Origin of the sequence: Serratia plymuthica (assembly GCF_018336935.1) — a bacterium.
Classification (GTDB): Bacteria; Pseudomonadota; Gammaproteobacteria; order Enterobacterales; family Enterobacteriaceae; genus Serratia; species Serratia plymuthica_B.
This window is the reverse complement of record NZ_CP068771.1, coordinates 4,096,607-4,122,604: the sequence shown is the minus strand read 5'-3', so window position 1 is coordinate 4,122,604 and position 25,998 is coordinate 4,096,607. Positions and strand designations below refer to the sequence as shown.

Below are 25,998 nucleotides of genomic sequence, written 5' to 3'. Positions count from 1 at the left end.
GCCGGTCACTCCTTATTGGGCCAACGCGCGGGAAAGAATGCCCAGCGCCTGGGTGAACTGCGCCTCAGGGATGGTCAGCGGATACAGGAAACGGATCACGTTGCCGTTCACACCGCAGCTCAACAGCAGCAGGCCCTCTTCCAACGCCTTTTGCTGCACCTGGCGGGTGATCTCCGCCGAAGGCTTGCCGGTCGCCGGATCCTTGAACTCCACCGCCACCATCGATCCCTGCGCGCGAATATCCGCGATCGCCGGGCTGGTTGTGCGCGCCTGTTGCAGCACTTCTACCAAATGCTGGCCCAAACGTTGGGAACGCTGGCACAGCTGTTCTTCGTCAATCACGTCCAGCACCGCAAGTGCCGCGGCCACAGCCAACGGGTTACCGGCATAGGTGCCGCCCAGCCCGCCTGGCGCCGGGGCGTCCATCACGTCGGCCCGGCCGGCCACCGCCGAGAGCGGCATACCGCCCGCCAGGCTTTTCGCCATGGTGATCAGATCCGGTTTCACCGCGTAATGCTCCATGGCAAACAGCTTGCCGGTACGGGCAAAACCGGTCTGCACTTCGTCGGCAATCAGCAAAATGCCGTGCTGGTCGCACAGTTCGCGCAGCGCCTGCATAAAATCGGCCGGCGCAATGTTGAAACCGCCCTCGCCCTGCACCGGCTCCAGCACAATGGCGGCCACTTGTTTGGGATCGATATCCGCCTTAAAGATGCGTTCCAGGCTGTTCATCGCGTCTTCGGTGGTCACGCCATACAGCGCATTCGGATACTGGCCGTGGAACACCGATCCGGGGAAAGGCCCGAAGCCCAGCTTGTAGGGAGCCACTTTGCCGGTCAGCGCCATGGTCATGTAAGTGCGGCCATGGAAACCGCCGCCAAAGGTGATCAGGCCCGGCCGGCCGGTATAGGCGCGGGCGATTTTGACCGCGTTTTCCACCGCTTCTGCGCCGGTGGTGAACAACGCGGTTTTACAAGGGCCTTCGATCGGGGCGCGCTGGTTGATGCGCTCTGCCAACGCGACATAGCTTTCGTAAGGAACGATTTGGTAAGCGGTGTGGGTGAAGGCTTTCAGTTGCCGTTCAATGGCGGCGATCACCTTCGGATGCCGGTGTCCGGTATTCAGAACAGCAATACCGGAAGCGAAATCGATAACCTCATTACCTTCTACGTCCCACAGCGTGGCGTTCTCCGCACGCTCGGCGTAAAAACCGCACATCACGCCAATCCCGCGTGGGGTGGCATCCTGACGACGTTGATTCAGTTCTGCGTTTTTCATGCTGTTCTCTCCGGCCGGTGCCTGTTGTACGTTTCGTTCACATTCGCGAAACAATGACGTTTATTTACACAGGATGTGGCCCTATAATCGAGTGCCAGTTACGATTAATTGAGGGATCCAATTGCGCTCACTGAGTGGTGACCTGTTATTGCAGCGCCTCGGCGAACAGCCCGATGATAAGCTGCACAAGCGGCTGTATAACGCGATCCGCACCAGCATTTTGGACGGCAGTTTGCCGCCCTCCAGCCGCCTGCCCGCTTCGCGCGATCTGGCGCAGGAACTCGGGCTGTCACGCAACACCGTATTAACCGTTTATGAACAACTCTTGGCAGAAGGTTATGTTTTGGCACGCGCAGGCAGCGGCACATTCGTCGCCGAAACCGTGCCGGACAGCTGTTTATCTACCGTCAGCGCCCCCGCAGGCAGTGACGGAGAACAACGGCGCATTGAGCTGTCGGCCCGAGGATCCACCCTGCTGCATCACGCCAGTGCCAGCCCCAAACAGTGGGGCGCGTTTATCCCCGGCGTACCCGACGTCAACGCCTTTCCTCACCAGCTGTTCAGCAAGATCCAGGCGCGCATCAGCCGCCGCCCCGCTCCGCAGCGGCTGACCTACAGTAATCAGGGCGGCAGCCCGGAGTTGCAGCATGCATTGGTGGACTATCTGCGCGTCGCCCGTTCGGTTCGCTGCTCACCGGAGCAAATTTTGATTACCGAAGGCATTCATCAGGCGATAGATCTGGTGACGCGCATGCTGTGCAATCCGGGCGACGACGCGTGGATTGAAGAACCGGGCTATTGGGGGATCCGCAATATTCTGCGGATGAACGACGTGAATATCTGCCCGCTGGGGGTCGATGAGGCCGGCATGGTGCCGCCGGAGCAGCCAACCGGCGCGCCACGGCTGATTTTCGTCACCCCATCGCACCAGTATCCACTGGGATCGGTGATGAGCCTGGCGCGGCGGCAGCGGTTGCTGGCGTTGGCGCGCAACGGCGGCAGTTGGATTGTCGAAGACGACTACGACAGCGAGTTCCGCTTTTCCGGCCAGCCCATCCCGGCGCTGCAAGGGCTGGAAGCCGATGCGCCGGTGATTTATATCGGCACCTTCAGCAAAACGCTGTACCCGGCGCTGCGGCTAGGTTACGTGGTGCTGCCAAAGCCGTTGATGACGGAGCTGAAAACCGCGCACGCCGAACTGTATCGCGGCGGTCACCTGCTGATCCAGACCGCGCTGGCGCAGTTTATTCAGGAAGGCCACTACAGCGTGCATATTCGCCGCATGCGGCTGCTGTATGCCCGGCGGCGGGCGTTTCTGACCGCCTTGATTGAGCAGCATCTGGGCAAGCAGGCGTTGAGCGAATTCAACAACAACGCCGGGTTGCACCTGATCCTGAACCTGCCGGACGAAGCCGACGACGTGGCGATCGCCGCCGCCGCCGCCGCACGCGGCGTGCTGGTGCGGCCGCTGTCGCGTTACTACATGCTGCCCAACCACCGCCGCGGGCTGCTGATGGGCTTCGCCTGCGTGCCGGAGGAACAGATGGCCGCCGCCTTTACCCTGCTGCTGCAATGCATTACAGCGCCCTGAACTGCCAGCCCCCGTCCTGCCAATGCAGGCGATGAGTCAGTTTCAGCGCCCGCAGGAAGGCTTCATCGTGCGAGACCACCAGCATCGCACCGGGAAACTCCGCCAGCGCCGCCTCAATGGCCAATGACGAAGCCAGATCCAAATGGTTGGTCGGCTCGTCCAGCAACAGCAATTGCGCCGGCTCCTTACGCCACAGCGCACAGGCCAGCGCCGCCTTCAGCCTTTCTCCGCCGCTCAGCGCCGCCAACGGCAACGTGATCCGTTCCGCACCGAGTTGCAACTGCGCCAGTTGGGTACGCAACGCCCCTTCGGCCAGCGGAGAATCCTGCAATCCCAGCAGCGCCATCACCGATAATCGCGAATCGAACTGCGACAGGGTTTGGTCGAGGTAAGCCATTGGCAGCGGACAATGAACGTGACCGGACACCGCCGCCAACCGGCCGAGGATCACCTTCAGCAACGTGGATTTTCCGCAGCCGTTCGGGCCGGTCAGCGCTACGCGCATGGGGCCGTCGATGCGCATATCCAGCGGCCGCGCACCGACAAAAGGCAGTTGCAGCTGCTCGATCACCAGCACCTGCTTGCCCGCCATCACCGCACTGCCTGGCAGGGTCAACATCACCGGGCTGTCTTCTTCCACCCGCTGGTATGCCTCGCGCACGGCGGCATCGAGGCTGCCTTTTTGGTCCTGATGCTGTTTGCGCAGCGTGCCGAGGCTCTCTTTGGCCGCCGCTTTGTAAGCCACGCGTTCGAAAGAGGCGATATTCAGCGTATCGACGGTTTTCAGCGTTTGGGCTGAGCGCCGCTGGCTGATGTCGTGTTCCTTCTGCTGCCGGGCGCGAGTGCGTTTGCGTTCCTGCCGCGCATGTTCCCAGCCGGCTCGCGCCGCCTGCCGCTCCAGGTCGCGCTGCCGACGATAGTCATCGTAGTTGCCGCCATAGCTGCGCAGCCCGTCGGGCGTCAGTTCGACGATGCGCGCCATACGCGCCAGCAGTTGCCGATCGTGGCTGGCAACCAGCAGCCCGCCGCGCCACTGCGCCAACTGCCGGTACAGCCAGTCGCGCCCGTCGGCATCAAGGTGGTTGCTCGGTTCATCCAGCAGCAAGCAATCCGCACCGCCCAGCATCGCGCCACACAGCGTCGCACGCATTCGCTCCCCGCCGCTCAGGGAGCCGGCCGGCCGCAGCGGATCGAACTCAGGCAATCCGGCGGCGGCAAAGGCAGCGTGCAGACGATCGTTCAGATCCCACTGCCCTTCCAGGCGATCGATGTCGTCCGCCCACGGGCGCCCCTGCTCAATGCGGGCCAGTGCGGCAAACACCTCGCCGTAGCCCAGCAACTGCGCCAGCGTGATCTGCGCTGCGATCTCCGGCTGTTGCGCCACATAGGCCAGCGAAGCATGCGTTTCCACATGTCCGCTCCCCGGTTGATCCAGGCCGGCGATCAGGCGCAGCAAACGGGTTTTGCCGACGCCATTACGCCCAACCAGGCCACAGTGTTGTTGATCGAAAGCGAGATCCAGCGGGCCGAACAGCGTTTCGCCGTTAGCAAACTGGCAGGTCAGTTGGTGTAAAACAAAATAAGGGGATTGCGCAAAATGAGCCATAAGCACTCCTGAATGAAATCAAAACATCCCCATCCGGCACCGGCGTGCTCAGCATGGGACAAGATATCAACAGGCGTGTTTGTTCATTTTCGGTGATGGCTCCGCAGAGAGAAGGAATTTACAACGCGCAAAGGTTAACCGATCTTTTGTTCGTTATGCAAACGGTGCCTGAGATTCATGACGTCTATCACATTCGGCACAACGCAGATTCCCAAGCGGCGCGACAACGGCTAGATTTATCTCATCCGACCACTTGTGTTCACATAATAATAACAGATGCTCATCCCCAATCGCTTTCAACCTGCAGCCAGGCGGCAAGTTAGGGCGTTCCCAGGAGCTTACTCAAGTAAGTGACTGGGGCGAGCGAACGCAGGCGACAACGCTGCAGATTGAAAGAGGCGGGGGATGAACGATGGAGAGTGCAATGAGCAATTACCCTCACCTGCTGGCGCCGCTGGATCTCGGCTTCACCACCCTGAAAAACCGGGTGCTGATGGGCTCGATGCACACCGGCCTGGAAGAACTTCCCGATGGCCCGGAACGCATGGCCGCTTTCTATGCCGAACGCGCAGCGGCCGGCGTGGCGCTGATCGTGACCGGCGGCATCGCCCCCAATGAAAAGGGCGTGGTGTATCGCGGCGGCTCCACTCTCAACCGCCGGGATCAGGTCGATCATCACCGGATCGTTACCGATGCCGTCCACCGGGCCGGAGGCAAAATTGCGTTGCAGATCCTGCATGCCGGCCGCTACAGCTATCAACCGCAGCCGGTGGCGCCGTCCGCGCTGCAGGCGCCGATCAACCCTTTCGCCCCGACCGCGCTGAGCGAGGCGGAGATCGAACAGACCATCGCCGACTTCGCCCACTGTGCGCTGCTGGCGCAGCAGGCCGGCTACGACGGCGTAGAAGTGATGGGTTCCGAAGGCTATTTGATCAACCAATTCCTGGCGGCGCGAACCAACCAGCGCGATGACACATGGGGAGGCAGCTTCAGCAACCGCATGCGTTTTGCCGTGGAGATCGTCCGGGCGGTGCGTCAGGCGGTTGGCCGCGAGTTCATTTTGATTTACCGCCTGTCGATGCTCGATCTGGTGGAGGACGGCTCCAGTTGGCAGGAGATCGAACAGTTGGCGCTGGCGATAGAACAGGCGGGCGCGACCCTGATCAACACCGGCATCGGCTGGCATGAGGCGCGGATCCCGACTATCGCCACCATGGTGCCGCGCGCCGGTTTCAGTTGGGTGACCCGCAAGCTGATGGGTAAAGTACGCATTCCGCTGATCACCACCAACCGTATCAACGATCCGGCGGTTGCAGAACAAGTGCTGGCGGACGGCTGCGCCGACATGGTGTCGATGGCCCGCCCATTCCTGGCCGACGCCGCTTTTGTGCAAAAAGCCGCCGAAGGACGCGCCGACGAGATAAACACCTGCATTGGCTGCAATCAGGCCTGTCTCGATCAGATTTTCGAAGGCAAGCTCACCTCCTGCCTGGTGAACCCGCGTGCCTGCCGCGAAACCGAAATGCCGCTGACCATGGCCGAAAAGCCGAAAAAGCTGGCGGTGATCGGCGCCGGGCCGGCCGGATTGGCGTTTGCCACCACCGCCGCCAGCCGCGGCCACCGGGTGACGCTGTTCGATGCCGCCGATCAGATTGGCGGACAGTTCAATATCGCCAAGCAGATCCCCGGTAAAGAAGAATTCCACGAAACCCTGCGCTACTTCCGTCGCCAGCTGGCATTGCTTGAGGTGACGGTAAAACTGGGTACGCAGGTAGAAGCCGCCGATCTGGCGGAATTCGAGGAAGTGATCCTCGCCTGCGGCATAGTGCCGCGCACGCCGGCGATCCCAGGAATTGATAACGCCAAGGTGCTGACCTACCTGGACGTATTGCGCGACAAAAAGCCGGTCGGCCAGCGGGTGGCGATTATCGGCGCCGGCGGCATCGGCTTCGACACCGCCGAGTACCTCAGCCAGCACGGCGTGTCGAGCAGCCTGGATCAGGCAGAATTTAACCGTGAATGGGGTATCGATGGCCAGCTCAGCCAACGCGGCGGGCTGGCGGCGCAAGGGCCGGTGGCGGAACGCGGGCCGCGGCAAATCTATCTGCTGCAGCGCAAAACCAGCAAAGTGGGTGAAGGCCTGGGGAAAACCACCGGTTGGATCCACCGCGCCAGCCTATTGATGCGCGGCGTCAAGATGCTCAACAGCGTGAACTATCAACGCATCGATGAGGAAGGATTACACATCTCGCGCGCCGAGCAGGAAAGCTGTCTGCCGGTGGATACGGTGGTTATCTGCGCCGGGCAGGAGCCACGCCGCGAACTGCAGCAACCGCTGCTGGCGATGGGAAAAACCGTGCATTTGATTGGCGGTGCGGACGTAGCCGCCGAGCTGGACGCCCGCCGTGCTATCGATCAGGGCACGCGGCTGGCGATGGCGCTGTAAAAAAGGGGCGCGTTGCGCCCCCGGTTACTCAGTAGCGCGCGCCGGATTTCACCGCTTTCAGGATCACGAACTTCTTGTTGGATGCCACCAGCGTGCAGTTACCAAACAGACGCTTCAGCTTCTGGTGATAATCCAGATGACGGTTGCCGACGATGCGCAGCTCGCCGCCCACCTGCAGGCAACGCTTGGCATCGCAGAACATCTGCCAGGCGGTATGATCGGTGATCGCATGCTGCTGGTGGAACGGTGGGTTGCACAGTACCGCCTGCACGCTTTCACGCTCAATCCCCGCCAGCGAGTTATTCACTTCAAACTGACAGCGATCCAGATCCTGCGGCAGGTTGTGTTCCACGTTTAATTCGCTGGACGCCACCGCCATATAGGACTCATCAGTAAAGGTGACCTGTGCTTGCGGGTTCTGCATCAATGCAGCCATGCCGATGATGCCGTTACCGCAGCCGAGATCGATGATATGGCCTTCAATGTCATGCGGCAGGTGATCCAGGAACAGACGTGCGCCAATATCCAGATTGCTGCGTGAGAACACGTTGGCATGGTTGTGGATAAGCCAATCGGTGCCGTCCAGCGTCCAGTTGGTGGTTTCCGGCGCCGTCGGCGGCGCGATGTCCGCCACTTCGCAGTGGATCAGGCGCGCTTTCTTCCACGCCAGGCTGGTGCGCGTCGGCCCCAGCACCTTTTCAAACAGCTGCATGGTTGAGGTGTGCACGTCGCGCGCCTTGGCTCCGGCAATGATCACCGTGTCCGGCGCCACCACGTTGCGCAGCGAGCGCAGTTGCTGTTCCAGCAGCGCCAGCGCCTTGGGAATGCGGATCAACACCACTGCCGGTGATGCAGGCAGTTCGGCGAGGCTGTCCAGCAGCGTAACCTGCTCCGGATCCAGCTCATTGAGCTTCAGGTTATGGCGCGTAGCCAGCTGGCTCATGTATGAATCGCTGATGCTATAAGGCTGATGGCCGTGCAGCGCACAGGCCAACGTGCCGAAGTTGTCGTTGAAAATCAGCACCGGGCGACCGCCGATGTCTACATTTTCAAGCTGTTGCAGCAGATATTCGTCCGCCGCTTCCCACGCCTGCAATTGGGTGGATTCTTCCTGTTGGGGATAACGCTCCAGCTCAAGTTGCTGTGTTCCCAGATCGAGTTGGCTCATTGCCCCTCCTGACTGATAAAATTTGGGCTGTTTATCCCCTAAAAACGTCCATCAGTAAAATGTTTTTTCGGATAAATTGCCCTTTGCGGGCTTTGCGCGAAAAAACGTCATAGAATAGCCCGCTGAATTGCCGCCAATACGGGAAGATGATGTCCGAACTGACTTACCTGCAGGGTTACCCTGAACATCTGCAAAGCCAGGTGCAGCAGTTGATCGACCAGCAACGGCTGGGTGATGTGCTGTTGCAGCGCTATCCGCAGGTGCATGATTGCACCACCGACAAGTCGCTTTATCAGTATACCGTCGATCTGAAAAACCAGTATCTGCGCAACGCCCAGCCGCTGAGCAAAGTGGCCTACGACGGTAAAATCCAGGTGATGAAACACGCGCTTGGCATGCACACCGCCATTTCACGCGTGCAGGGCGGCAAGCTGAAGGCCAAGGCGGAAATCCGCGTGGCGACGGTGTTCAAGCTGGCGCCGGAGCCGTTCCTGCGCATGATCGTGGTGCATGAACTGGCGCATCTGAAAGAGAAAGATCACAACAAAGCCTTCTACAGCCTGTGCTGCCATATGGAGCCGAATTACCATCAGCTGGAATTCGACACCCGGCTGTACCTGACCCACCTCTCCGTATTTGGCGATCTGTATGCATAGCGGGATTCGCCTTCGGTAATTGCCGTGATAATCTGATTCTTTCTACCCTAGGCAGCACTTGAAATTCACAGGGTATAGGGCTTGGGAACCGGAGATATCTATGATTCGCTTTGCCGTTGTTGGCACCAACTGGATTACGGAACGCTTTATCGACGCCGCACATGAAAGTGGCAAACTGAAGCTGACCGCCATCTATTCGCGCAAGCTCGAGCAGGCGCAGGCGTTTGGCGCCAATTATCACGTCAGTCTGTTTTTCGATTCCCTGGAGGCGCTGGCCCAATCCGACGCCATCGACGCGGTGTACATCGCCAGCCCCAATTCCCTGCATTGCCGGCAATCGCTGCTGTTCCTCAGCCATAAAAAACACGTGATCTGCGAAAAGCCGCTGGCCTCCACCCTGCGCGAAGCAGAACAACTGGTCGCCTGCGCGCGGGAAAACCAGGTGGTGCTGTTCGAAGCCTTCAAAAGCGCCCACCTGCCGAATTTCCTGGCCCTGAAACAAGCGCTGCCGAAAATCGGCCGGCTATGCAAAGCCTTTATCAACTACTGCCAATACTCTTCGCGCTATCCGCGTTATCTGGCCGGCGAGAACCCAAACACCTTTAACCCGCAGTTTTCCAATGGCTCCATCATGGACATTGGCTACTATTGCCTGGCCAGCGCCGTGGCGCTGTTTGGCGCACCAAAATCCGTGATCGCCAGCGCCGCTCTGCTGGACACCGGCGTTGATGCGCATGGAACCGCCTGCCTCAATTACGGGGATTTTGACGTAACCATTTCTCATTCCAAGGTCAGCAACTCGGATATTCCGAGCGAGATCCAGGGTGAAGAAGGAACGCTGGTCATCGATAAAATTTCGGAATGTCAGGGTGTGACGCTGACGCCGCGCGGGGGCAATCGTCAGGATCTGACCCAACCGCAGCATATCAATACCATGCTGTATGAAGCGCAAGCCTTCGCCGAGCTGGTTGAAAAACGGCAGGTAGAACATCCGGGGTTAGAAAACTCGCTGATCGTCGCCCAGTTGCTGACCGAAATCCGCCGCCAGACCGGCGTGACCTTCCCTGCCGATGGAGAATGACATGAAACCGCTATTACTGATGCAAACCGGCGATGCGCCGGAGGCAATACGTCGCGATAAGGGCAATTTCGACGGGATGTTCCTGCAACAGGGCAGCATTGCCGCCGATCGCGTGCAGATCGTGCATCTTCCTTCCGGCGAACAGCTGCCGGCGCCGCAAAACTACGCCGGCGTGGTGATTACCGGATCGGCGGCGATGGTCACCGAACAATTGCCGTGGAGCGAACAGGCCGTCGAGTGGCTGCGTCAGGCGATGGAGATCAAGCTGCCGATTTTCGGCGCCTGCTATGGCCACCAGTTGCTGGCCTATGCGCTAGGCGGTGAAGTGGGCTACCACCCGCAGGGCATGGAGGTCGGTACGCTGGATATTGAACTGCTGCCCGCCGCCGCCAACGATCGCCGTCTGGCGATGCTGCCGCCGCATTTCAAGGCCAATCTGATCCACTCGCAAAGCGTACTGACGCCGCCTGCCGGCGCGAAGGTGCTGGCGCGTTCACAACAGGACGCCTGTCAGATCCTCAGTTATGGCGATCACGTACTGACCACCCAGTTCCATCCGGAATTTAACGGCGCGGTGATGCATCAATACCTGAGCTGGCTCGGCGAACTGTACCCCGAGCAGCAGACGCAGTATCAGCTTAAGCAACAGCAGGTTAGCGATACGCCCTTCAGTCGGTTATTGCTGCAAGGTTTCGTCGTCAGCCTCGGCGCGCAAAAGGCCCTGGCCGGCTAGCGTGATAAACGTTGACCGCTGACACATTTTGCATTACTTTTTGCGGTGCAAAGGGGAGTAACTTTTATACCCAATGAATTTCAAGGTGCGGCAAGGCGGCAACTGAAGGCATCCCCAGGAGCTTGGATTGACTAAGTGACTGGAGTGACAGAGGACAGCCAAGGCTGCAGCGGCTTGAAAGACGAAGGGTATCTTGCCGGTTAATCGTCATTACGATGCGCAAGCATCCGGTTACCGGGCAACATGATGTGACGGGCACTGCGGGTGCACCTTCATCAACGTTGTAAGTGAGACCTTGCCGGAAGGCGAGGTTTGCTTGCAGCGTTCACAGAGCGGCTGGCGTCTTCCGACGTTGGCCGTTTTTGTTTTTGAAGGATACTCTGATGATGAATACCGTTGGCACACCTTGGTTATGGGGCAGTTTCGCCGCCATCATAGTTGTGATGCTCGCAATCGACTTACTGCTGCAGGGCCGCAAAGGCGCGCACACCATGACGCTGAAGCAGGCCGCCAGTTGGTCGCTGGTGTGGGTCAGCCTTTCCCTGCTGTTCAACCTGGGTTTCTGGTACTACCTGAACCAAACCGCCGGGCGCGCCGTCGCCGATACGCAGGCGCTCGCCTTCCTCACCGGTTACCTGATCGAAAAAGCGCTGGCGGTCGATAACGTCTTCGTCTGGCTGATGCTGTTCAGCTATTTCGCCGTTCCGGCCAACCTGCAACGTCGCGTGCTGATTTTTGGCGTATTGGGTGCGATCGTGCTGCGTACCATCATGATCTTCGCCGGTAGCTGGTTGGTGACCCAGTTCCAGTGGCTGTTGTATCTGTTCGGTGCCTTCCTGCTGTTCACCGGCATCAAGATGGCGCTGGCGAAGGAAGACGATTCGGCGATTGGCGACAAGCCGCTGGTAAGGTGGCTGCGTAGCCACCTGCGCATGACAGACAACCTCGAAGGCGAACGTTTCTTCGTGCGCCGCAACGGGTTGCTGTTCGCAACACCGCTGGTGCTGGTGTTGATCCTGGTGGAACTGAGCGACGTGATTTTCGCGGTCGACAGCATTCCGGCCATCTTTGCCGTCACTACCGATCCGTTTATCGTCCTGACCTCTAACCTGTTTGCCATCATGGGCCTGCGCGCCATGTATTTCCTGCTGGCCAACGTGGCGGAGCGCTTCTCGATGCTGAAATACGGTCTGTCGATCATCTTGATGTTTATCGGCGTCAAAATGCTGATTATCGACTTCTTCCATATCCCGATCGGCGTTTCGCTCGGCGTGGTAGCCGGTATTCTGACATTAACGCTGCTGATCAATGCCTGGGTTAACCGCCGCAACGATCGCCTGGCGAATAAAGCACCATAATCTGTTATCCGGGGCGCTAGCCGCCCCGTGATTGTTTGGCAATTCGTCCAAAACGCCAAATGTTATTGCGATCACACAAATGTAACCAGTATGTTATCAAGAGTTGATCCGCCCTCAGAATTTCACTTCCTCCCCTTTCCAACCCCATTTGTTTACTGAATACTGGTTTGGCAAACATACTTAGTTACAGATAGAAATAAAAATTGCCCGGCAGCGTTCCTGTCGAGGCGGTCAGTCTGTGCGCAACCTCACCGGGAAGAAGAGCATTATGCAAAAACTGTTAAAACGGATCACACAGGGCAGCCTGGTTAAGCAAATTATGGTCGGCCTGGCGGCCGGTATTATCGTGGCGCTGGTTTCACCGGCGACGGCCTCCGCCGTCGGGCTGCTTGGCGCGCTGTTCGTCGGCGCGTTAAAGGCCGTGGCGCCGCTGTTGGTTCTGGTACTGGTCATGGCCTCGATCGCCAACCACAAGCACGGGCAGAAAACCAATATTCGCCCGATCCTGTTCCTCTATCTGTTGGGGACTTTCGCTGCGGCGCTGGTGGCGGTGGTGGTCAGCTTTATGTTCCCGTCCAATCTGGCGCTGGTTGCCGGCAATGCGGACATCAACCCGCCGGGCGGCATTGTTGAAGTGTTGAAAAGCCTGTTGATGAGCGTGGTCGCCAACCCGTTCCACGCGCTGATTAACGCCAACTATATCGGCATTCTGGCCTGGGCGATTGGTCTGGGGCTGGCGCTGCGCCACGCTTCGGAAACCACCAAATCGCTGATTAACGACATGTCGCATGCGGTCACTTTGGTGGTGCGCGCGGTGATCCGCTGTGCGCCGCTCGGCATCTTCGGTCTGGTGGCTTCGACGCTGGCGGAAACCGGCTTCGGCGCGCTGTGGGGCTACGCGCAACTGCTGATGGTGTTGATCGGCTGCATGCTGATGGTGGCGCTGGTGCTGAACCCGCTGATCGTTTACTGGAAGATCCGCCGCAACCCTTATCCTCTGGTGTTCGCCTGCCTGCGTGAAAGCGGCGTGACCGCATTCTTCACCCGCAGCTCGGCCGCCAACATTCCGGTGAATATGGAGCTGTGCAAAAAGCTGAATCTGAACGAAGACACCTACTCGGTTTCTATCCCGTTGGGCGCAACCATCAATATGGCCGGCGCGGCGATCACCATTACCGTGCTGACGCTGGCGGCGGTGCACACTCTGGGCATTCCGGTTGACGTCCCGACCGCGCTGCTGCTGAGCGTGGTGGCGGCGATCTGCGCCTGCGGCGCTTCCGGCGTGGCCGGCGGTTCGCTGTTATTGATCCCACTGGCGTGCAACATGTTCGGCATCCCGAACGACGTCGCCATGCAGGTCGTGGCGGTGGGCTTTATCATCGGCGTGTTGCAGGACTCCGCAGAGACCGCACTGAACTCATCCACCGACGTGCTGTTCACCGCGGCGGCCTGCCAGGCGGAAGATCAACGCCTGGCGGATGAAGACCCGTTGAACGTGCGTTAAGCGATTAACTATCGTCAGCAAGGCGCCCAATGGGCGCCTTTTTTTCTACCGCAAAAGGATCGATGCCGCGCAGTTGCAGGCGGCGGAAACGGATAATGTTGAAGCCGTTCATCAGCAGGAAGCTGCCTTCTATCAGTGAACCGCCTATCGACCCGAGCCAGATGTTATGCGTGACCCAGCAGGCGGTGGAACACCACATCACGCAACGGGTCGTCAGCCCGCGGGTGCGAAACAGCGCCCAGGTGCTGATCGAAGTACCGAAGATCGGCAGCAGTTCGATGGGATGTTGGAAACGCGTCAGGCCGATGGTCAGCGTCAAACCGATAAACAGCCACATCACCCACAGGCTGCGAGTGCGCATTGAAACCAGGTTGCGGCAGGCGCTGAGCAACGCGCTGCTGCCGGCGGCGCTCGCTCCCATCAGGAAGAAGTGAATGCCAATGATCAGGCTGTATCCTGACAGTTGCAGTTTGAAGCGCTGGTCGTCGCGATTGAAAAAACTGGTGATGCCTACCAGAAAAGCCAGCACGCCCACGGCCTGGGCAAACCAATAAAACGTCATTAGGGGATCCTGAAGCGGGAGACAATGGCGTTAAAAGTGAAACGCTGTTTTATGCTACCCCCGCTGCCGGCGCTTTACAATGTCACCCCGCTTTTAAAAATCGCCAACTCGCGGAAATCGTTCGCTTCGTTGCGCGCCGCTTTGCCATTGGCGATCGCCACGATCAGATCGACAAACTGTTCCAGCAGGCGATCCATCGGCGTGCCGTGGATCAATTGCCCGGCATCGAAATCGATCCAGTGCGGTTTTTTCGCCGCCAGTTCGCTGTTGGTCGCCAGTTTTACCGTGGGAACGAAGCCGCCGTAGGGCGTGCCACGTCCGGTACTGAACAACACCATATGGCAGCCGGCGCCGGCCAGCGCGCTGGTCGCCACCGCGTCATTGCCGGGCGCGCTGAGCAGGTTTAACCCTGGCTGCCGCAGCCGTTCGCCGTATTTGAGTACGTCCACCACCCGGCTCTGCCCGGCTTTCTGCGTGCAACCGAGGGATTTTTCCTCCAGTGTGGTAATGCCGCCCGCCTTGTTGCCCGGCGAAGGGTTTTCATAAATCGGCTGGTTGTGGGCGATGAAGTATTGTTTGAAATCGTTGACCATGCTGACGGTTTTCTCGAAGGTAGCCCGATCGCGGCAACGGCTCATCAGGATCCGTTCTGCGCCAAACATCTCCGGCACCTCGGTCAGCACCGTGGTGCCGCCGTTGGCGATCACATAGTCGGAAAACCGCCCCAGCAGCGGGTTGGCGGTGATGCCGGACAGCCCGTCCGATCCGCCGCACTCCAGGCCGAACTTCAGTTCGCTCAATTTGCCCGGCTGGCGACGATCGTCGCGCATGACCTGGTACAACTCATGCAGTTGCTCCAGCCCGGCTTCCACCTCATCGTCCTGCTGCTGGCAGACCATAAAGCGTACCCGCCGCTCATCCGTCGCCCCGAGCGTACTGCGGAAAACATCTACCTGATTGTTCTCGCACCCCAGGCCAATCACCAGCACCGCGCCGGCATTCGGATGGCGCACCATATTTTGCAGCATGGTGCGGGTATTTTCATGATCCTGCCCCAATTGCGAGCAACCGAACGGATGACTGAACAGGTGTACGCCATCGATCCCCTGCGCATCCTGAGTTTCCTTCAGAAAACGCTGCTGGATCTGCCGGGCAATGCCGTTGACGCAGCCGACGGTCGGTACGATCCACAGTTCGTTGCGGATCCCTACCTCGCCGCTGCTGCGGCGATAGAGCTGAACCTCTCGATCCGCTGCCTGCGGCGGCAGCGCGGGAAATTCCGGTTGGTACTGATAGCTGTCCAGATCGCTCAGGTTGGTTTTGGCATTTTGCGAGTGAATGTGCACGCCCGGCGCTATGGCTACCAACGCATGGCCGATCGGCAGCCCGTACTTGACGATCGCCTCGCCGGCTGCGATCGGCTGCAGCGCAAACTTGTGCCCACGCGCCACCGGTTGCGAAAGCCGAATGGTCAGCGCGTCCAGCGCCAGCGTTTCGCCGTCGGCCAGATCGCGCAGCGCCACCGCCACATTATCCTGCGAATGAATTTTTACGATGCTTTGCATAAACCAACCTCGGGAAGCGGCTACGCCAGTTCAATGGCGAAATAATTTTTGGCATTGTCGAAACAGATGTTTTTCACCATCTCGCCGAGCAGCGCGATATCCGCCGGCGCTTCGCCCTCGTCCACCCAGCGCCCCATCATCTGGCAGAGAATGCGGCGGAAATATTCATGGCGGGTATACGACAAGAAGCTGCGGCTGTCGGTCAGCATGCCGACAAAACGGCTCAGCAGGCCAAGCTGCGCCAACTGCGTCATCTGGCGTTGCATGCCGTCTTTCTGATCGTTGAACCACCAGCCTGAACCAAACTGCATTTTGCCTGGCGTGCCTTCCCCCTGGAAATTACCCACCATGGTGCCGATCACTTCGTTATCGCGCGGGTTAAGGCAATACAGGATGGTTTTCGGTAATCCTCCCTGCCGGGATTGAGCATCCAGCAGGCGGGAAAGCGGCTCTGCCAGCGGCCGGTCGTTAATGGAGTCGAAGCCGATATCCGGGCCAACGCTTGCCAGCATCCGGCTGTTGTTGTTGCGCAATGCGCCGATGTGATACTGCTGTACCCATTCACGGCGTTGATATTCAGCGGCCAGGAACAGCAGCACTGCGCTTTTGAACTGGGCGCTCTGCTCCGGCCCAGGCAGCTTGCCGCTCAGGCGTTGGGCCAGAATGGCGTCCAGCTCGGCTTCGTTAGCTTCGCCATACACCACCACGTCCAGCGCATGGTCGGCCACTTTGCAGCCGTGAGCGGCGAAGTGGTCCATACGTTTCTTCAACGCGTCGCACAGCGAGGTGAAGCGGCTGATATGGATATCCGCCGCCGCCTCCAGCTTTTTCAGGTAATCGTTAAAGCCCGGCGCATCGATATTGAACGCCTTATCCGGCCGCCAGCTTGGCAGCACCTTGATATCGAAACTGTCGTCGGCGGCAATCGCTTTGTGGTGGCGCAGATCGTCGATCGGATCGTCGGTGGTGCCGACCATTTTCACCTTCATCTGCTGCATGATGCCGCGCGCCCTGAAATCGTCCTGCGCCAACAGCGCGTTGCCGCGATGCCAGATATCGTCCGCCGTCGCCGGGGAAAGCAGCGTGCCGGTGATGCCGAACGGGCGGCGCAGTTCGAGATGGGTCCAGTGATACAGCGGATTGCCGATGGTATGGGGCACGGTGGCGGCCCAGGCGTCAAACTTCTCGCGGTCGCCGGCATCGCCGGTGCACAAACGTTCGGCCACGCCGTTGGTACGCATCGCCCGCCACTTGTAGTGATCGCCCTTTAACCAGATGTCATATAAGTTTTTGAAGCGGGTATTCTCGGCGATCTGTTCCGGCGGCAAATGACAGTGGTAGTCAAAGATCGGCTGATCCGCCGCATAGTCATGATACAAACGCCGGGCAAATTCGCTGCCCAACAAGAAATCTTCATTTAAAAACGTCGCCATATCAGGCTCCTCACCTTGCTGACCGTTCGGCACAGTGTTCAATACGACAAAGTTATCACACCAATTATACGAGGCGTCCAGCAAAATCTTACCCCAGCCTACGACCATTTCCCCTCTAAAAAGGCGATTAACGCGCAGTTTCGCAGCAAAAGGCGGCCTGAATCACGCGATTGCAGGCCAAAGTCTATTGCCCAATTGAATCTTGGCTTTTGTGATATCACTCAACTTTTAAATCTGTATGACAAGTTATTGTCTCGCCACCCCGTCGCTGGTGCGTTGGGCATGCGGCGGTGATGGAAGGGCCGGTGCAGAGCAACGAAAAGGAATCACACCCTACACGCCGCCACCTCGGCCGCGCATATTCAAGACTGGGAGATATTTCGGATGCGTAAAATTAAAGGGTTACGCTGGTACATGATTGGGCTGGTGACCATCGGCACCGTGCTGGGTTACCTGACCCGCAATGCCATTGCCGTGGCGGCGCCGACGCTGGAAGGCACCCTGCATATCACCACGCAGCAGTATTCTTACATCGTCGCCGCTTATTCCGCCTGCTACACCCTGATGCAACCGGTGGCGGGATACGTTCTGGACGTCCTGGGCACCAAGGTAGGCTACGCCATGTTCGCCATCCTGTGGGCGCTGTTTTGCATGGGTACCGCGCTGGCGAACAGCTGGGGCGGGCTGGCGCTGGCGCGCGGCGCCGTGGGCATGGCTGAAGCGGCTATGATCCCCGCCGGCCTGAAGGCCAGCAGCGAGTGGTTCCCGGCCAAAGAACGCTCCATCGCCGTGGGGTACTTCAATGTGGGCTCGTCGATCGGCGGGATGATCGCGCCGCCGCTGGTGGTCTGGGCCATTGTCGCCCATAGCTGGGAAATGGCGTTTATCATTACCGGCGTGCTGAGCCTGATTTGGGCCATCTGCTGGCTGATCTTCTACAAGCACCCGAAAGATCAGAAGAAACTCAGCCAGGAAGAGCGAGATTACATCCTCGAGGGCCAGGAAGCGCAGCACCAAACCAGCAACGCCAAGAAAATGTCCGCCTGGCAAATCGTACGCAACCGCCAGTTCTGGGGCATCGCGCTGCCGCGTTTTCTGGCAGAACCGGCCTGGGGCACCTTCAACGCCTGGATCCCGTTATTCATGTTCAAAGCCTACGGCTTTAACCTGAAAGAGATCGCCATGTTCGCCTGGATGCCGATGCTGTTCGCCGATCTCGGTTGCATCGTCGGCGGGTATCTGCCGCCGTTTTTCCAGAAACACTTTAAGGTGAACCTGATCGTTTCACGCAAACTGGTGGTCACGATGGGCGCGGTGCTGATGATTGGCCCCGGTATGATTGGCCTGTTCACCAGTCCCTATGCCGCCATCGCGCTGCTGTGCGTCGGGGGCTTTGCTCACCAGGCGCTGTCCGGCGCGCTGATCACCCTGTCTTCAGACGTATTTGGCCGTAACGAGGTGGCGACCGCCAACGGCCTGACCGGCATGGCGGCCTGGACCGCCAGCACCCTGTTTGCGCTGGTGGTCGGCGCATTGGCGGATACCCTGGGTTTCAGCCCGCTGTTCGCCGCGCTGTCGGTATTCGATATTCTCGGCGCCATCGTTATCTGGACCGTCCTGCAAAACAGGCCGGCCTCGCCGCCCACGCAAGACGCTCTGCAGCCGGCCCCGGCGCGCAGTTAACCCACCGCCCGGCCACGCGCCGGGCGCCCCTGCGGCCACTGGCAGCCCTGCCGAATAAGTGGTATAACAAATCTGACAGCCACGCCCCTTCTTACCCTAAGAGCATTCACTATGGAATTCACTGAAACCAGACGCCTGTATCAGCAACTGGCCGCCGAGCTTAAGCAGCGCATTGAAAGCGGCCGCTATCCGGTGGGCGATAAGCTGCCGGCCGAGCGCTATATTGCTGAAGAGATGAACGTCAGCCGTACCGTAGTGCGCGAAGCCATCATCATGCTGGAAGTGGAAGGCTACGTTGACGTGCGCAAGGGGTCCGGGATCCACGTGATGTCCAACCAGCAAAAACATCTGGTGGTACCGGGTGACAGCATCGAGTTCGCCACCGCCGGGCCGTTCGAACTGCTGCAGGCGCGCCAGTTGATTGAAAGCAACATCGCCGAATTCGCCGCCACCCAGGTCACCAAGCAAGATATCGTCCAACTGATGGAAATCCAGGAGCATGCGCGCAAGGAAGATCGCTTCCGCGATTCGCAATGGGATCTGAAATTCCACGTGCAGGTGGCGCTGGCTACGCAAAATACCGCAATGGCCACTATCGTGGAAAAAATGTGGAGCCAGCGGGTGAATAACCCTTACTGGATCAAGCTGCACGAGCATATCGACGAGCGATCTATCGCCAGTTGGTGCGACGATCACGATCAGATCCTCAAGGCATTGATACGTAAAGACCCTTACGCCGCCAAACTGGCGATGTGGCAGCACCTGGAAAACACCAAGCAAATGCTGTTCAACGCCACCAGCGACGATTTCGAATATAACGCCGACCGCTATCTGTTCGCCGAAAACCCGGTGGTGCATCTGGACGGCGTGACCGCCGAAAACAAATAGCGCACGCGGTCAAAAAACCTTGGGTTATGTCAGGTAATGTAAAATCCGCTGAATCGATGCCTGAACCGCCGATTGCCGTGTAGTATTTCACCGGCGGCAACGTAGATTTCCCTGTTGCCAATCGTGCTATTTTGGTAAAGTTAGGCCACTTTTTTTACCCTTTGCTGCGGGGCGGAACGCGAATACATGCGCTGGTTGTTTGCCATGCTTATTGCTCTTTTTTGCTGGACCGGCTCGGTCTCCGGCCAAAAACTATGCGCGGCGCCCTCCAAAGCAACCCCCACGGCACTGAGCAGCCTGCCATCGCTCGATAACCCGGCGCTGTCCTCTTATGACCAGGTTTATCGGTCTCCGGCAGAGTTACAGCGCAAAGCGCCCGGCAAGTTGCCGCTGCTGTTGCCGCGTATGCATTCTTACCCCGGTTCGCTGCCAGCCTCCATCCAATTGCAGCCGGTCTATACGTTGGCCGCTGAGCTGGGTCATAACGCCAGATTTCCGCGTCAGCACTTATCTGTGCCCAACCGGCTTGTCCAGGCCAACTGGATGCTGCACACCCCGCAGCAGCAAAACAGGCTCGGCGGCTGGAAAGAAAGTAATATGCTTTATCGTGGCACGCTGACTTACCACTCATGACCGGTGTCGCACCGACGAGAACTTACTAAAAAGCAACGCCGTTTCATCGTTATCAGCAGCCAGGATCGCCCGCGCGCTTTCAGCCCACTCCTGATCCGCCGCTGAGATAAAGACAAACAATGACGTTTTAGGAACACCGGATGGACATCATTAAAGAACTGTTACATGCCCTATGGCAGCAGGATTTTGAGACGCTGGCGAACCCGTCGCTGGTCTGGACGCTCTACGTCCTGCTGTTTCTGATTTTATTTCTGGAAAACGGCCTACTACCGGCAGCATTTTTACCCGGCGACAGCCTGCTGATCCTGGTTGGGGTATTGATCGCCAAAGGCACCATGAATTTCCCGCTCACCATCCTGATCCTGACCGTCGCCGCCAGCCTGGGGTGCTGGGTCAGTTACATACAGGGCAAATGGCTGGGCAATACGCGAACGGTGCAAGGCTGGCTGTCGCATCTGCCGGCGCACTATCACCAACGCGCGCACCAACTGTTCCACCGCCACGGGCTTTCCGCTCTGCTGGTCGGTCGTTTTCTGGCGTTTGTCCGCACCCTGTTGCCTACCATTGCCGGTCTCTCCGGCCTGAGCAATGCCCGCTTCCAATTCTTTAACTGGATGAGCGGTCTGCTGTGGGTGGTGATCCTGACGTCACTGGGCTTTGCTTTGGGCAAAACCCCGGTGTTCCGCAAATATGAAGACCAACTGATGTTCTGCCTGATGCTGTTGCCGCTGGTGCTGCTGGTCGTTGGGCTGGTGGGATCGCTGATCGTGCTGTGGCGCAAGAAACGCGCCGACAACCAGAATCAGGGGAAAGGGGCGTGATGGCAAAGCGCCCGCGCTGGCAGTATGTTTTGCTGATTGCACTCGCCCTGTTGGCGCTGGCAACGCTGCTGGTCCCCTGTATGGTGCGTACCGAAAGCGAGCTGCGCGTCCGAGCCGGCCAGCAAGGCCTTTCGCTGCCTGACGGGTTTTTTGTCTATCAGCGGCTGGATGAGCGCGGCATTCGCATCAAAAGCATTACCCCCGAAGGTGATGGTCTGGTGATCCGCCTGGATTCACCGGAGCAGCAGTTGTTGGCGCGCGAAGCGCTGCAAACGATTTTGCCGCCGGGTTATATCATCGCTCTGAGCGAATCCCCTGTTCCAACCCATTGGGTGCGTGAATTTGCACGCGCCCCACTCAATCTGGGATAATCCCCCTTCGAATGAATGGTTTTCATTTCGTTTTTACGCCCGCTCAATTAATCATCAATCGCCGTCGAACCGCGGCTGATTCTTTGGGGGTCTGCGCGATTCAGGGCTATGCTGAAAGCTGGCTGCGTAGAACCCCTGTCGCACTGCTTTTGCAAGCAGTCAGGAAAAGCGGATGCGTCCCAATGCATCCCAGTTAACAAGGAACCGATAGTATGAAATTACGCCACTCGCTCTTACTGGCCCTCCCGCTATGCGCATTGCCGGCCCTGTCGTTTGCCGCCGAAGGCGGTTGTGCGGCCAAGGCGCAAAACATTCAACAACAGATTGATTACGCTACCCAACATGGCAATCATGACCGCATAGCCGGGCTGAAAAAGGCGCTGAGTGAAGTGCAGACTCACTGCACGGAAGCGGGCCTGCAGGCCGATCGCCAGAAAAAAATCGATGAGAAGCAGAGCAAGGTCGCTGAACGTCAGCAAGAGCTGAAAAAAGCTCAGCAAACCGGCAATCTGGATAAAGTCGCCAAGAAGCAGAAAAAGCTGACGGAAGCGCAAGCCGAGCTTGAGCAGGCCCAGGCGGAATAATTTTTTTACACCAGCGTATTTATCGATGAGAACCGCGCCACACGGGATTTTTATTGCATATAGAATGGATGTCTAGTGATATCAGCTACTCATTCACCCTTTGCTCCGGCGAAAAAATCCGCTATGTTGAAAGTCTGTCGAAGTTAACGTTAAGGAATAATCACATGGCACATGATTCAAATGCAGAAAACTTACGCGCTGAACTTAAATCCTTAGCCGATACGCTGGAAGAAGTGCTGAACTCTTCCACCGATAAGCCAAAAGCCGAGCTGGAAAAGCTGCGCTCCAAAGCAGAAAGCGCGTTGAAAGATACCCGCGTTCGCCTGAGCGACGCCGGGGACAAAATTGCTTCCCAGACCAAGCAAATCGCCGGCCAGGCGGATGATTACGTACGTGATAATCCGTGGACTGGCATCGGTATCGGCGCTGCGGTTGGCGTGGTGCTGGGCGTTCTGTTAGCGCGCCGCTAATTATGGCAGAGCAACCACAAGTTCGTGCTCAGGGCCCCGCCAAAGGGGTCCTGGATATCGGCCAGCGCATCATCACCATTCTGGTGGGTATGGTTGAAACCCGGGTACGCCTGGCGGTTGTCGAGCTGGAAGAGGAGAAAGCCAATCTCATTCAGTTGCTGATCATGGCCGGCATGACCCTGCTGTTCACCGCATTCGGCCTGATGAGCCTGCTGATCCTGATTTTCTGGGCCATTGACCCTATCTACCGCCTGATGGCGTTAGGTGTCACCACGGGCATACTGCTGTTCCTGGCCATTTTCGGCGCCATCTGGACGCTGGTCAAAGCACGCCGTTCCACCCTGTTGGGCGCTACGCGCAAACAGTTGGAGATCGACCGTTCCGAGCTGGAGGGCGAAAAATGAATCGTCGTCGCTACCTGGAATGGAGAAAAGAGAAACTGATTCGGCAGATCCAGCAACAACGGCTGGATTTGGCCGAAAACAAAACCCTGTGGCTGGAAAAGACCGAACGCATCGATCGCGGCTGGCAAACTCTTTTCGGCCTGCGCAAATACCTGGCTGTCGGCTCCAGCGTGATGGCGCTTTACGGCATCCGCCATCCAAGCAAAGTGATTCGCTGGTCACGCCGCGCTTTTGGCGTCTTCGGTACTATCCGATTGATCCAGAAAACCTTTTCTTCCAAATAAATCCACCCTGCTTTATTCAACGCTTCCGTCGTTTCGCCCCCTTTTTCACAGAAATTCATTCTTTCTGTCGATGAAGGCCGGGCAACGTTCTGATTCCCCATCATTTGTTAGCAGACTACAGATTCAGTTTTTTTGAAAAAATACGACAGTTTTACTTGCTAACAACTGAATCGCTTCCCGATTAACATCCACTCCATCAAACGCATAACGGGCAGGACAGGGTCTAAGACCCAACATACCGCCTGCTGATATGGTAAATGCCAAAACTGGCGAACTAAAATCACTTTGGAGTAGATGATGAAAAAATTAGAAGATGCAGGTTTGCTGGTTGCTCGTATTCTGATGCCAATCCTGTTTATCGTGGCAGGTTACGGCAAAATGGGTGATGCCTACGCCGGCACCCAGCAGTACATGCAATCGATGGGCGTACCTGGCTTCTTGTTGCCTCTGACCATCTTGCTGGAATTTGGTGGCGGCCTGGCGATTCTGTTCGGTTTCCTGACCCGCACCGTGGCGCTGTTCACCGCCGGTTTTACCCTTCTGACCGCGGTACTGTTCCATACTAACTTCGCGGACGGCGTAAACCAGCTGATGTTCATGAAGAACCTGACCATCGCCGGCGGCTATATCGTACTGGCCGTTGCCGGCCCAGGCGGTTTCAGCATCGACCGTATTCTGAACAAAAAGTGGTAAGCTTCTAATACCGACTCAGGGGTCCGGCATGCCGGACCCTTCTGCTTTTCACTCGGACACTAAGGAGATCATCATGGGACAACTCGTCGATGGCGTTTGGCAAGACATCTGGTATGACACATCGTCCACCGGAGGCCGTTTCAAACGCTCAACCTCCCAGTTCCGCAACTGGGTGACCGCAGACGGCCAACCGGGCGAACACGGCACCGGCGGTTTTAAAGCGGAGAAAGATCGTTATCACCTGTATGTTTCACTCGCCTGTCCTTGGGCACACCGCACGTTGCTGATGCGCAAGCTGAAAGGGCTGGAGCAGATTATCCCGGTTTCCGTGGTACACCCGCTGATGCTGGAAAACGGCTGGACCTTCGGCCAGGACTTTCCTGAAACTACCGGCGACAGCCTTTATCACTCAGATTTTCTCTATCAGCTTTACCTGCGCGCCGATGAGCACTATACCGGCCGCGTAACGGTACCTGTGCTGTGGGACAAGCAGCAGCAGACCATCGTCAGCAATGAATCCGCCGATATCATCCGTATGTTCAACAGTGCATTTGACGGCGCCGGCGCTCGCGCGGGAGATTATTATCCCAACGACCTGCGCGGCAAAATCGATGAGCTGAACGGTTGGATTTATGATCAGGTGAATAACGGCGTGTACAAGGCCGGTTTCGCCACCAGCCAGGAAGCCTATGACGAAGCGGTGAATGCGCTGTTTGACGCGCTGGCGCGGCTGGAGCAGATCCTGGGCCAACACCGTTACCTGACCGGCGATCGCCTGACCGAGGCCGACCTGCGCCTGTGGACCACGTTGGTGCGCTTCGATCCGGTGTATGTCACCCATTTTAAATGCGATAAACGCCGCATCAGCGATTATCTCAACCTGTACGGCTTCCTGCGCGACATCTACCAGATGCCGGGCATCGCCGAAACGGTTAGCCTGCCGCATATCCGCAACCACTATTACCGTAGCCACACCACTCTCAATCCGCACGGCATTATTTCCATCGGGCCGACGCAGGATCTGGACGAGCCGCACGGCCGCGACAAAGGTTTCGGTTAGCCCGCGTTGCCCCTTGTTTGGCGAAGGGGTAAAACAGTCAACGGCCCGCCGTGCTTCCACCTGCGGGCCGTTGGCGATCAAAGGCGGAACACGGCCCGGTTACTGCCGTTCCTGCTGAGCGAAGAGCCGTGGGATTTCGCGCAGGAACCAGGCTTTCGCCTCTCCCATGCTGTCGCGCCGCCAGGCCATGATGATATCGGCCTCACGGCTGTATTCCGGGCCCACCACCCTCAACCGCCCTTCTTCGATGTCTTTTTCCACCAGCGGGTAAGGCATGGTCGCCACGCCCAGGCCGGCCAGCAGCGCCAGGCGCTTGTCGCCAATGGTGCTGACCGTCAGGCGTTGCTGCTTGTCCAACAGCTGTACGGTCAATACCGGCCGTTCGCGGGCGGTATCCGCCACCGCAATGCCGCGGTACTTTACGCGCGTCAGTTCGGACAAGGGTTCCGGCTCCAGATGAATGGGGTGATCCGGTGCAGCGACATACACGCTCATCACTTTGTACAGCTTGCGGGTGTTGATTTCCGACGAGGCGCGAAAATGCATGTCCGGCGCGATAACGATATCGGCGCGCCCCTGTTCCAGCCGCTCCCAGGCGCCGGCCAGCACTTCGGTGAAGATCGATACCTGGGTATTGGCCTTCAGCGCCAGCTTGTCGACCAGCGGAAACAGCTTGCTCGCCGGCGACAGCGCTTCACTGACGATGGTCAGATGGGTTTCCCAACCGCGCGCCAGCGCTTCGGCATCCGTGGTCAGCTTGTCTGCCGCCTCCAGCAGCACCCGCCCGCGCTCCAGCAACATACGCCCGACGTTGGTGAACTTGGTGCGGTGGCCGGAACGGTCGAACAGCACCACGTCCAATTCTTCTTCCAATTTTTGCATGGTGTAGCTGAGCGCCGAGGGCACCCGCCCCAACTCATCGGCTGCCGCAGCAAAGCTGCCACGTCGGTCGATCGCATCCATAACCCTTAACGCTTCAAGCGTTAACGCCCGATCTCTGGTCATCGAATCTCTCTGTCAGGAAATTTGAATATGCCGACCAGATTAACTGGCTAACAATCCGGCGTCCAGATGCTTACCATCTTAATATACCCAATAGATTTCGAGCAGCGGCAAGACGGCAATC

General features: G+C 58.3%; 25 protein-coding genes. 18 read left to right on the top strand and 7 right to left on the bottom strand.

The window, feature by feature from the left end:
• Positions 1 to 12: 12 nt before the first annotated feature.
• Positions 13 to 1,278, bottom strand: a complete 1,266-nt coding sequence (locus JK621_RS19270) for a 4-aminobutyrate--2-oxoglutarate transaminase (RefSeq protein ID WP_212557226.1) — start codon at positions 1,276 to 1,278, stop codon at positions 13 to 15.
• 121 nt (positions 1,279 to 1,399) lie between these two features.
• On the opposite strand from JK621_RS19270, the gene JK621_RS19265 reads away from it, so the two are divergent.
• Complete coding sequence (locus tag JK621_RS19265) at positions 1,400 to 2,869, top strand: PLP-dependent aminotransferase family protein (protein ID WP_212557225.1); 1,470 nt, start codon at positions 1,400 to 1,402, stop codon at positions 2,867 to 2,869.
• On the opposite strand, the gene JK621_RS19260 is transcribed toward JK621_RS19265, so the two are convergent.
• The gene (locus JK621_RS19260) at positions 2,856 to 4,475 is read right to left on the bottom strand and encodes an ABC-F family ATP-binding cassette domain-containing protein (RefSeq protein ID WP_212557224.1); all 1,620 of its coding nucleotides are present in this window, start codon (positions 4,473 to 4,475) and stop codon (positions 2,856 to 2,858) included. The genes JK621_RS19265 and JK621_RS19260 overlap by 14 nt on opposite strands.
• A gap of 424 nt (positions 4,476 to 4,899) precedes the next feature.
• Here JK621_RS19260 and JK621_RS19255 point away from each other — a divergent pair, with 424 nt between their 5' ends.
• Entirely contained in the window at positions 4,900 to 6,921 is a 2,022-nt protein-coding gene (locus tag JK621_RS19255; protein ID WP_212557223.1) for an FAD-dependent oxidoreductase, read from the top strand.
• A gap of 28 nt (positions 6,922 to 6,949) precedes the next feature.
• On the opposite strand, the gene rlmG is transcribed toward JK621_RS19255, so the two are convergent.
• On the bottom strand, positions 6,950 to 8,089 hold the full coding sequence (gene rlmG / locus JK621_RS19250) for a 23S rRNA (guanine(1835)-N(2))-methyltransferase RlmG (RefSeq protein WP_212557222.1): 1,140 nt from the start codon (positions 8,087 to 8,089) through the stop codon (positions 6,950 to 6,952).
• A 149-nt stretch (positions 8,090 to 8,238) separates the two neighbouring features.
• Between rlmG and JK621_RS19245 the strand changes: the two genes are divergently transcribed.
• The 5 genes from JK621_RS19245 (at position 8,239) to sstT (ending at position 13,421) form a co-directional block, all read left to right on the top strand.
• The gene (locus JK621_RS19245) at positions 8,239 to 8,745 is read left to right on the top strand and encodes a M48 metallopeptidase family protein (protein ID WP_004948389.1); all 507 of its coding nucleotides are present in this window, start codon (positions 8,239 to 8,241) and stop codon (positions 8,743 to 8,745) included.
• A gap of 100 nt (positions 8,746 to 8,845) precedes the next feature.
• On the top strand, positions 8,846 to 9,826 hold the full coding sequence (locus tag JK621_RS19240) for a Gfo/Idh/MocA family protein (protein WP_212557221.1): 981 nt from the start codon (positions 8,846 to 8,848) through the stop codon (positions 9,824 to 9,826).
• Position 9,827: 1 nt separating this feature from the next.
• Positions 9,828 to 10,559, top strand: a complete 732-nt coding sequence (locus tag JK621_RS19235) for a glutamine amidotransferase (protein WP_212557220.1) — start codon at positions 9,828 to 9,830, stop codon at positions 10,557 to 10,559.
• 383 nt (positions 10,560 to 10,942) lie between these two features.
• The gene (locus JK621_RS19230; protein ID WP_006320513.1) at positions 10,943 to 11,917 is read left to right on the top strand and encodes a TerC family protein; all 975 of its coding nucleotides are present in this window, start codon (positions 10,943 to 10,945) and stop codon (positions 11,915 to 11,917) included.
• Between the two features lie 268 nt (positions 11,918 to 12,185).
• Positions 12,186 to 13,421 (top strand): serine/threonine transporter SstT, encoded by a 1,236-nt coding sequence (sstT, locus tag JK621_RS19225; RefSeq protein WP_212557219.1) that lies wholly within the window; start codon positions 12,186 to 12,188, stop codon positions 13,419 to 13,421.
• Between the two features lie 4 nt (positions 13,422 to 13,425).
• On the opposite strand, the gene JK621_RS19220 is transcribed toward sstT, so the two are convergent.
• From JK621_RS19220 to uxaC, 3 genes are all read right to left on the bottom strand, one after another.
• Entirely contained in the window at positions 13,426 to 13,983 is a 558-nt protein-coding gene (locus JK621_RS19220) for a YgjV family protein (RefSeq protein ID WP_212557218.1), read from the bottom strand.
• A gap of 74 nt (positions 13,984 to 14,057) precedes the next feature.
• Positions 14,058 to 15,548: a UxaA family hydrolase gene (locus JK621_RS19215; protein ID WP_212557217.1), complete on the bottom strand. Its 1,491-nt coding sequence runs from the start codon at positions 15,546 to 15,548 to the stop codon at positions 14,058 to 14,060.
• 20 nt (positions 15,549 to 15,568) lie between these two features.
• Positions 15,569 to 16,981 carry a glucuronate isomerase gene (gene uxaC / locus JK621_RS19210; RefSeq protein WP_212557216.1) on the bottom strand — a complete coding sequence of 471 codons (1,413 nt, stop codon included), beginning with the start codon at positions 16,979 to 16,981 and terminating at the stop codon, positions 15,569 to 15,571.
• A gap of 384 nt (positions 16,982 to 17,365) precedes the next feature.
• Here uxaC and JK621_RS19205 point away from each other — a divergent pair, with 384 nt between their 5' ends.
• The 11 genes from JK621_RS19205 (at position 17,366) to JK621_RS19155 (ending at position 24,872) form a co-directional block, all read left to right on the top strand.
• On the top strand, positions 17,366 to 18,664 hold the full coding sequence (locus JK621_RS19205) for an MFS transporter (RefSeq protein WP_212557215.1): 1,299 nt from the start codon (positions 17,366 to 17,368) through the stop codon (positions 18,662 to 18,664).
• A 111-nt stretch (positions 18,665 to 18,775) separates the two neighbouring features.
• The gene (gene exuR / locus JK621_RS19200) at positions 18,776 to 19,552 is read left to right on the top strand and encodes a transcriptional regulator ExuR (RefSeq protein WP_006320504.1); all 777 of its coding nucleotides are present in this window, start codon (positions 18,776 to 18,778) and stop codon (positions 19,550 to 19,552) included.
• 186 nt (positions 19,553 to 19,738) lie between these two features.
• Positions 19,739 to 20,185 (top strand): hypothetical protein, encoded by a 447-nt coding sequence (locus JK621_RS19195; RefSeq protein WP_212557214.1) that lies wholly within the window; start codon positions 19,739 to 19,741, stop codon positions 20,183 to 20,185.
• Between the two features lie 140 nt (positions 20,186 to 20,325).
• Entirely contained in the window at positions 20,326 to 21,006 is a 681-nt protein-coding gene (locus tag JK621_RS19190; protein ID WP_006320502.1) for a DedA family protein, read from the top strand.
• Positions 21,006 to 21,377, top strand: coding sequence for an EnvZ/OmpR regulon moderator MzrA (gene mzrA, locus JK621_RS19185; RefSeq protein ID WP_126485455.1), 372 nt, complete (start codon positions 21,006 to 21,008; stop codon positions 21,375 to 21,377). Before JK621_RS19190 ends, mzrA begins: the two co-directional genes overlap by 1 nt.
• A 212-nt stretch (positions 21,378 to 21,589) precedes the next feature.
• Entirely contained in the window at positions 21,590 to 21,961 is a 372-nt protein-coding gene (locus JK621_RS19180; RefSeq protein WP_212557213.1) for a DUF1090 domain-containing protein, read from the top strand.
• A 164-nt stretch (positions 21,962 to 22,125) separates the two neighbouring features.
• Positions 22,126 to 22,431: a DUF883 family protein gene (locus tag JK621_RS19175; RefSeq protein ID WP_004948431.1), complete on the top strand. Its 306-nt coding sequence runs from the start codon at positions 22,126 to 22,128 to the stop codon at positions 22,429 to 22,431.
• Between the two features lie 2 nt (positions 22,432 to 22,433).
• Positions 22,434 to 22,835: a phage holin family protein gene (locus JK621_RS19170; protein ID WP_212557212.1), complete on the top strand. Its 402-nt coding sequence runs from the start codon at positions 22,434 to 22,436 to the stop codon at positions 22,833 to 22,835.
• Positions 22,832 to 23,119 carry a YqjK-like family protein gene (locus JK621_RS19165; protein ID WP_212557211.1) on the top strand — a complete coding sequence of 96 codons (288 nt, stop codon included), beginning with the start codon at positions 22,832 to 22,834 and terminating at the stop codon, positions 23,117 to 23,119. The genes JK621_RS19170 and JK621_RS19165 overlap by 4 nt, the downstream gene beginning before the upstream one ends.
• Positions 23,120 to 23,416: 297 nt before the next feature.
• Positions 23,417 to 23,812: a DoxX family protein gene (locus JK621_RS19160; RefSeq protein WP_212560239.1), complete on the top strand. Its 396-nt coding sequence runs from the start codon at positions 23,417 to 23,419 to the stop codon at positions 23,810 to 23,812.
• A 73-nt stretch (positions 23,813 to 23,885) separates the two neighbouring features.
• Positions 23,886 to 24,872, top strand: a complete 987-nt coding sequence (locus tag JK621_RS19155; RefSeq protein ID WP_212557210.1) for a glutathione S-transferase family protein — start codon at positions 23,886 to 23,888, stop codon at positions 24,870 to 24,872.
• A gap of 99 nt (positions 24,873 to 24,971) precedes the next feature.
• Here the strand turns inward: JK621_RS19155 and JK621_RS19150 are convergent, their stop codons facing one another.
• Positions 24,972 to 25,877 (bottom strand): LysR family transcriptional regulator, encoded by a 906-nt coding sequence (locus JK621_RS19150; RefSeq protein ID WP_212557209.1) that lies wholly within the window; start codon positions 25,875 to 25,877, stop codon positions 24,972 to 24,974.
• Positions 25,878 to 25,998: the final 121 nt, after the last annotated feature.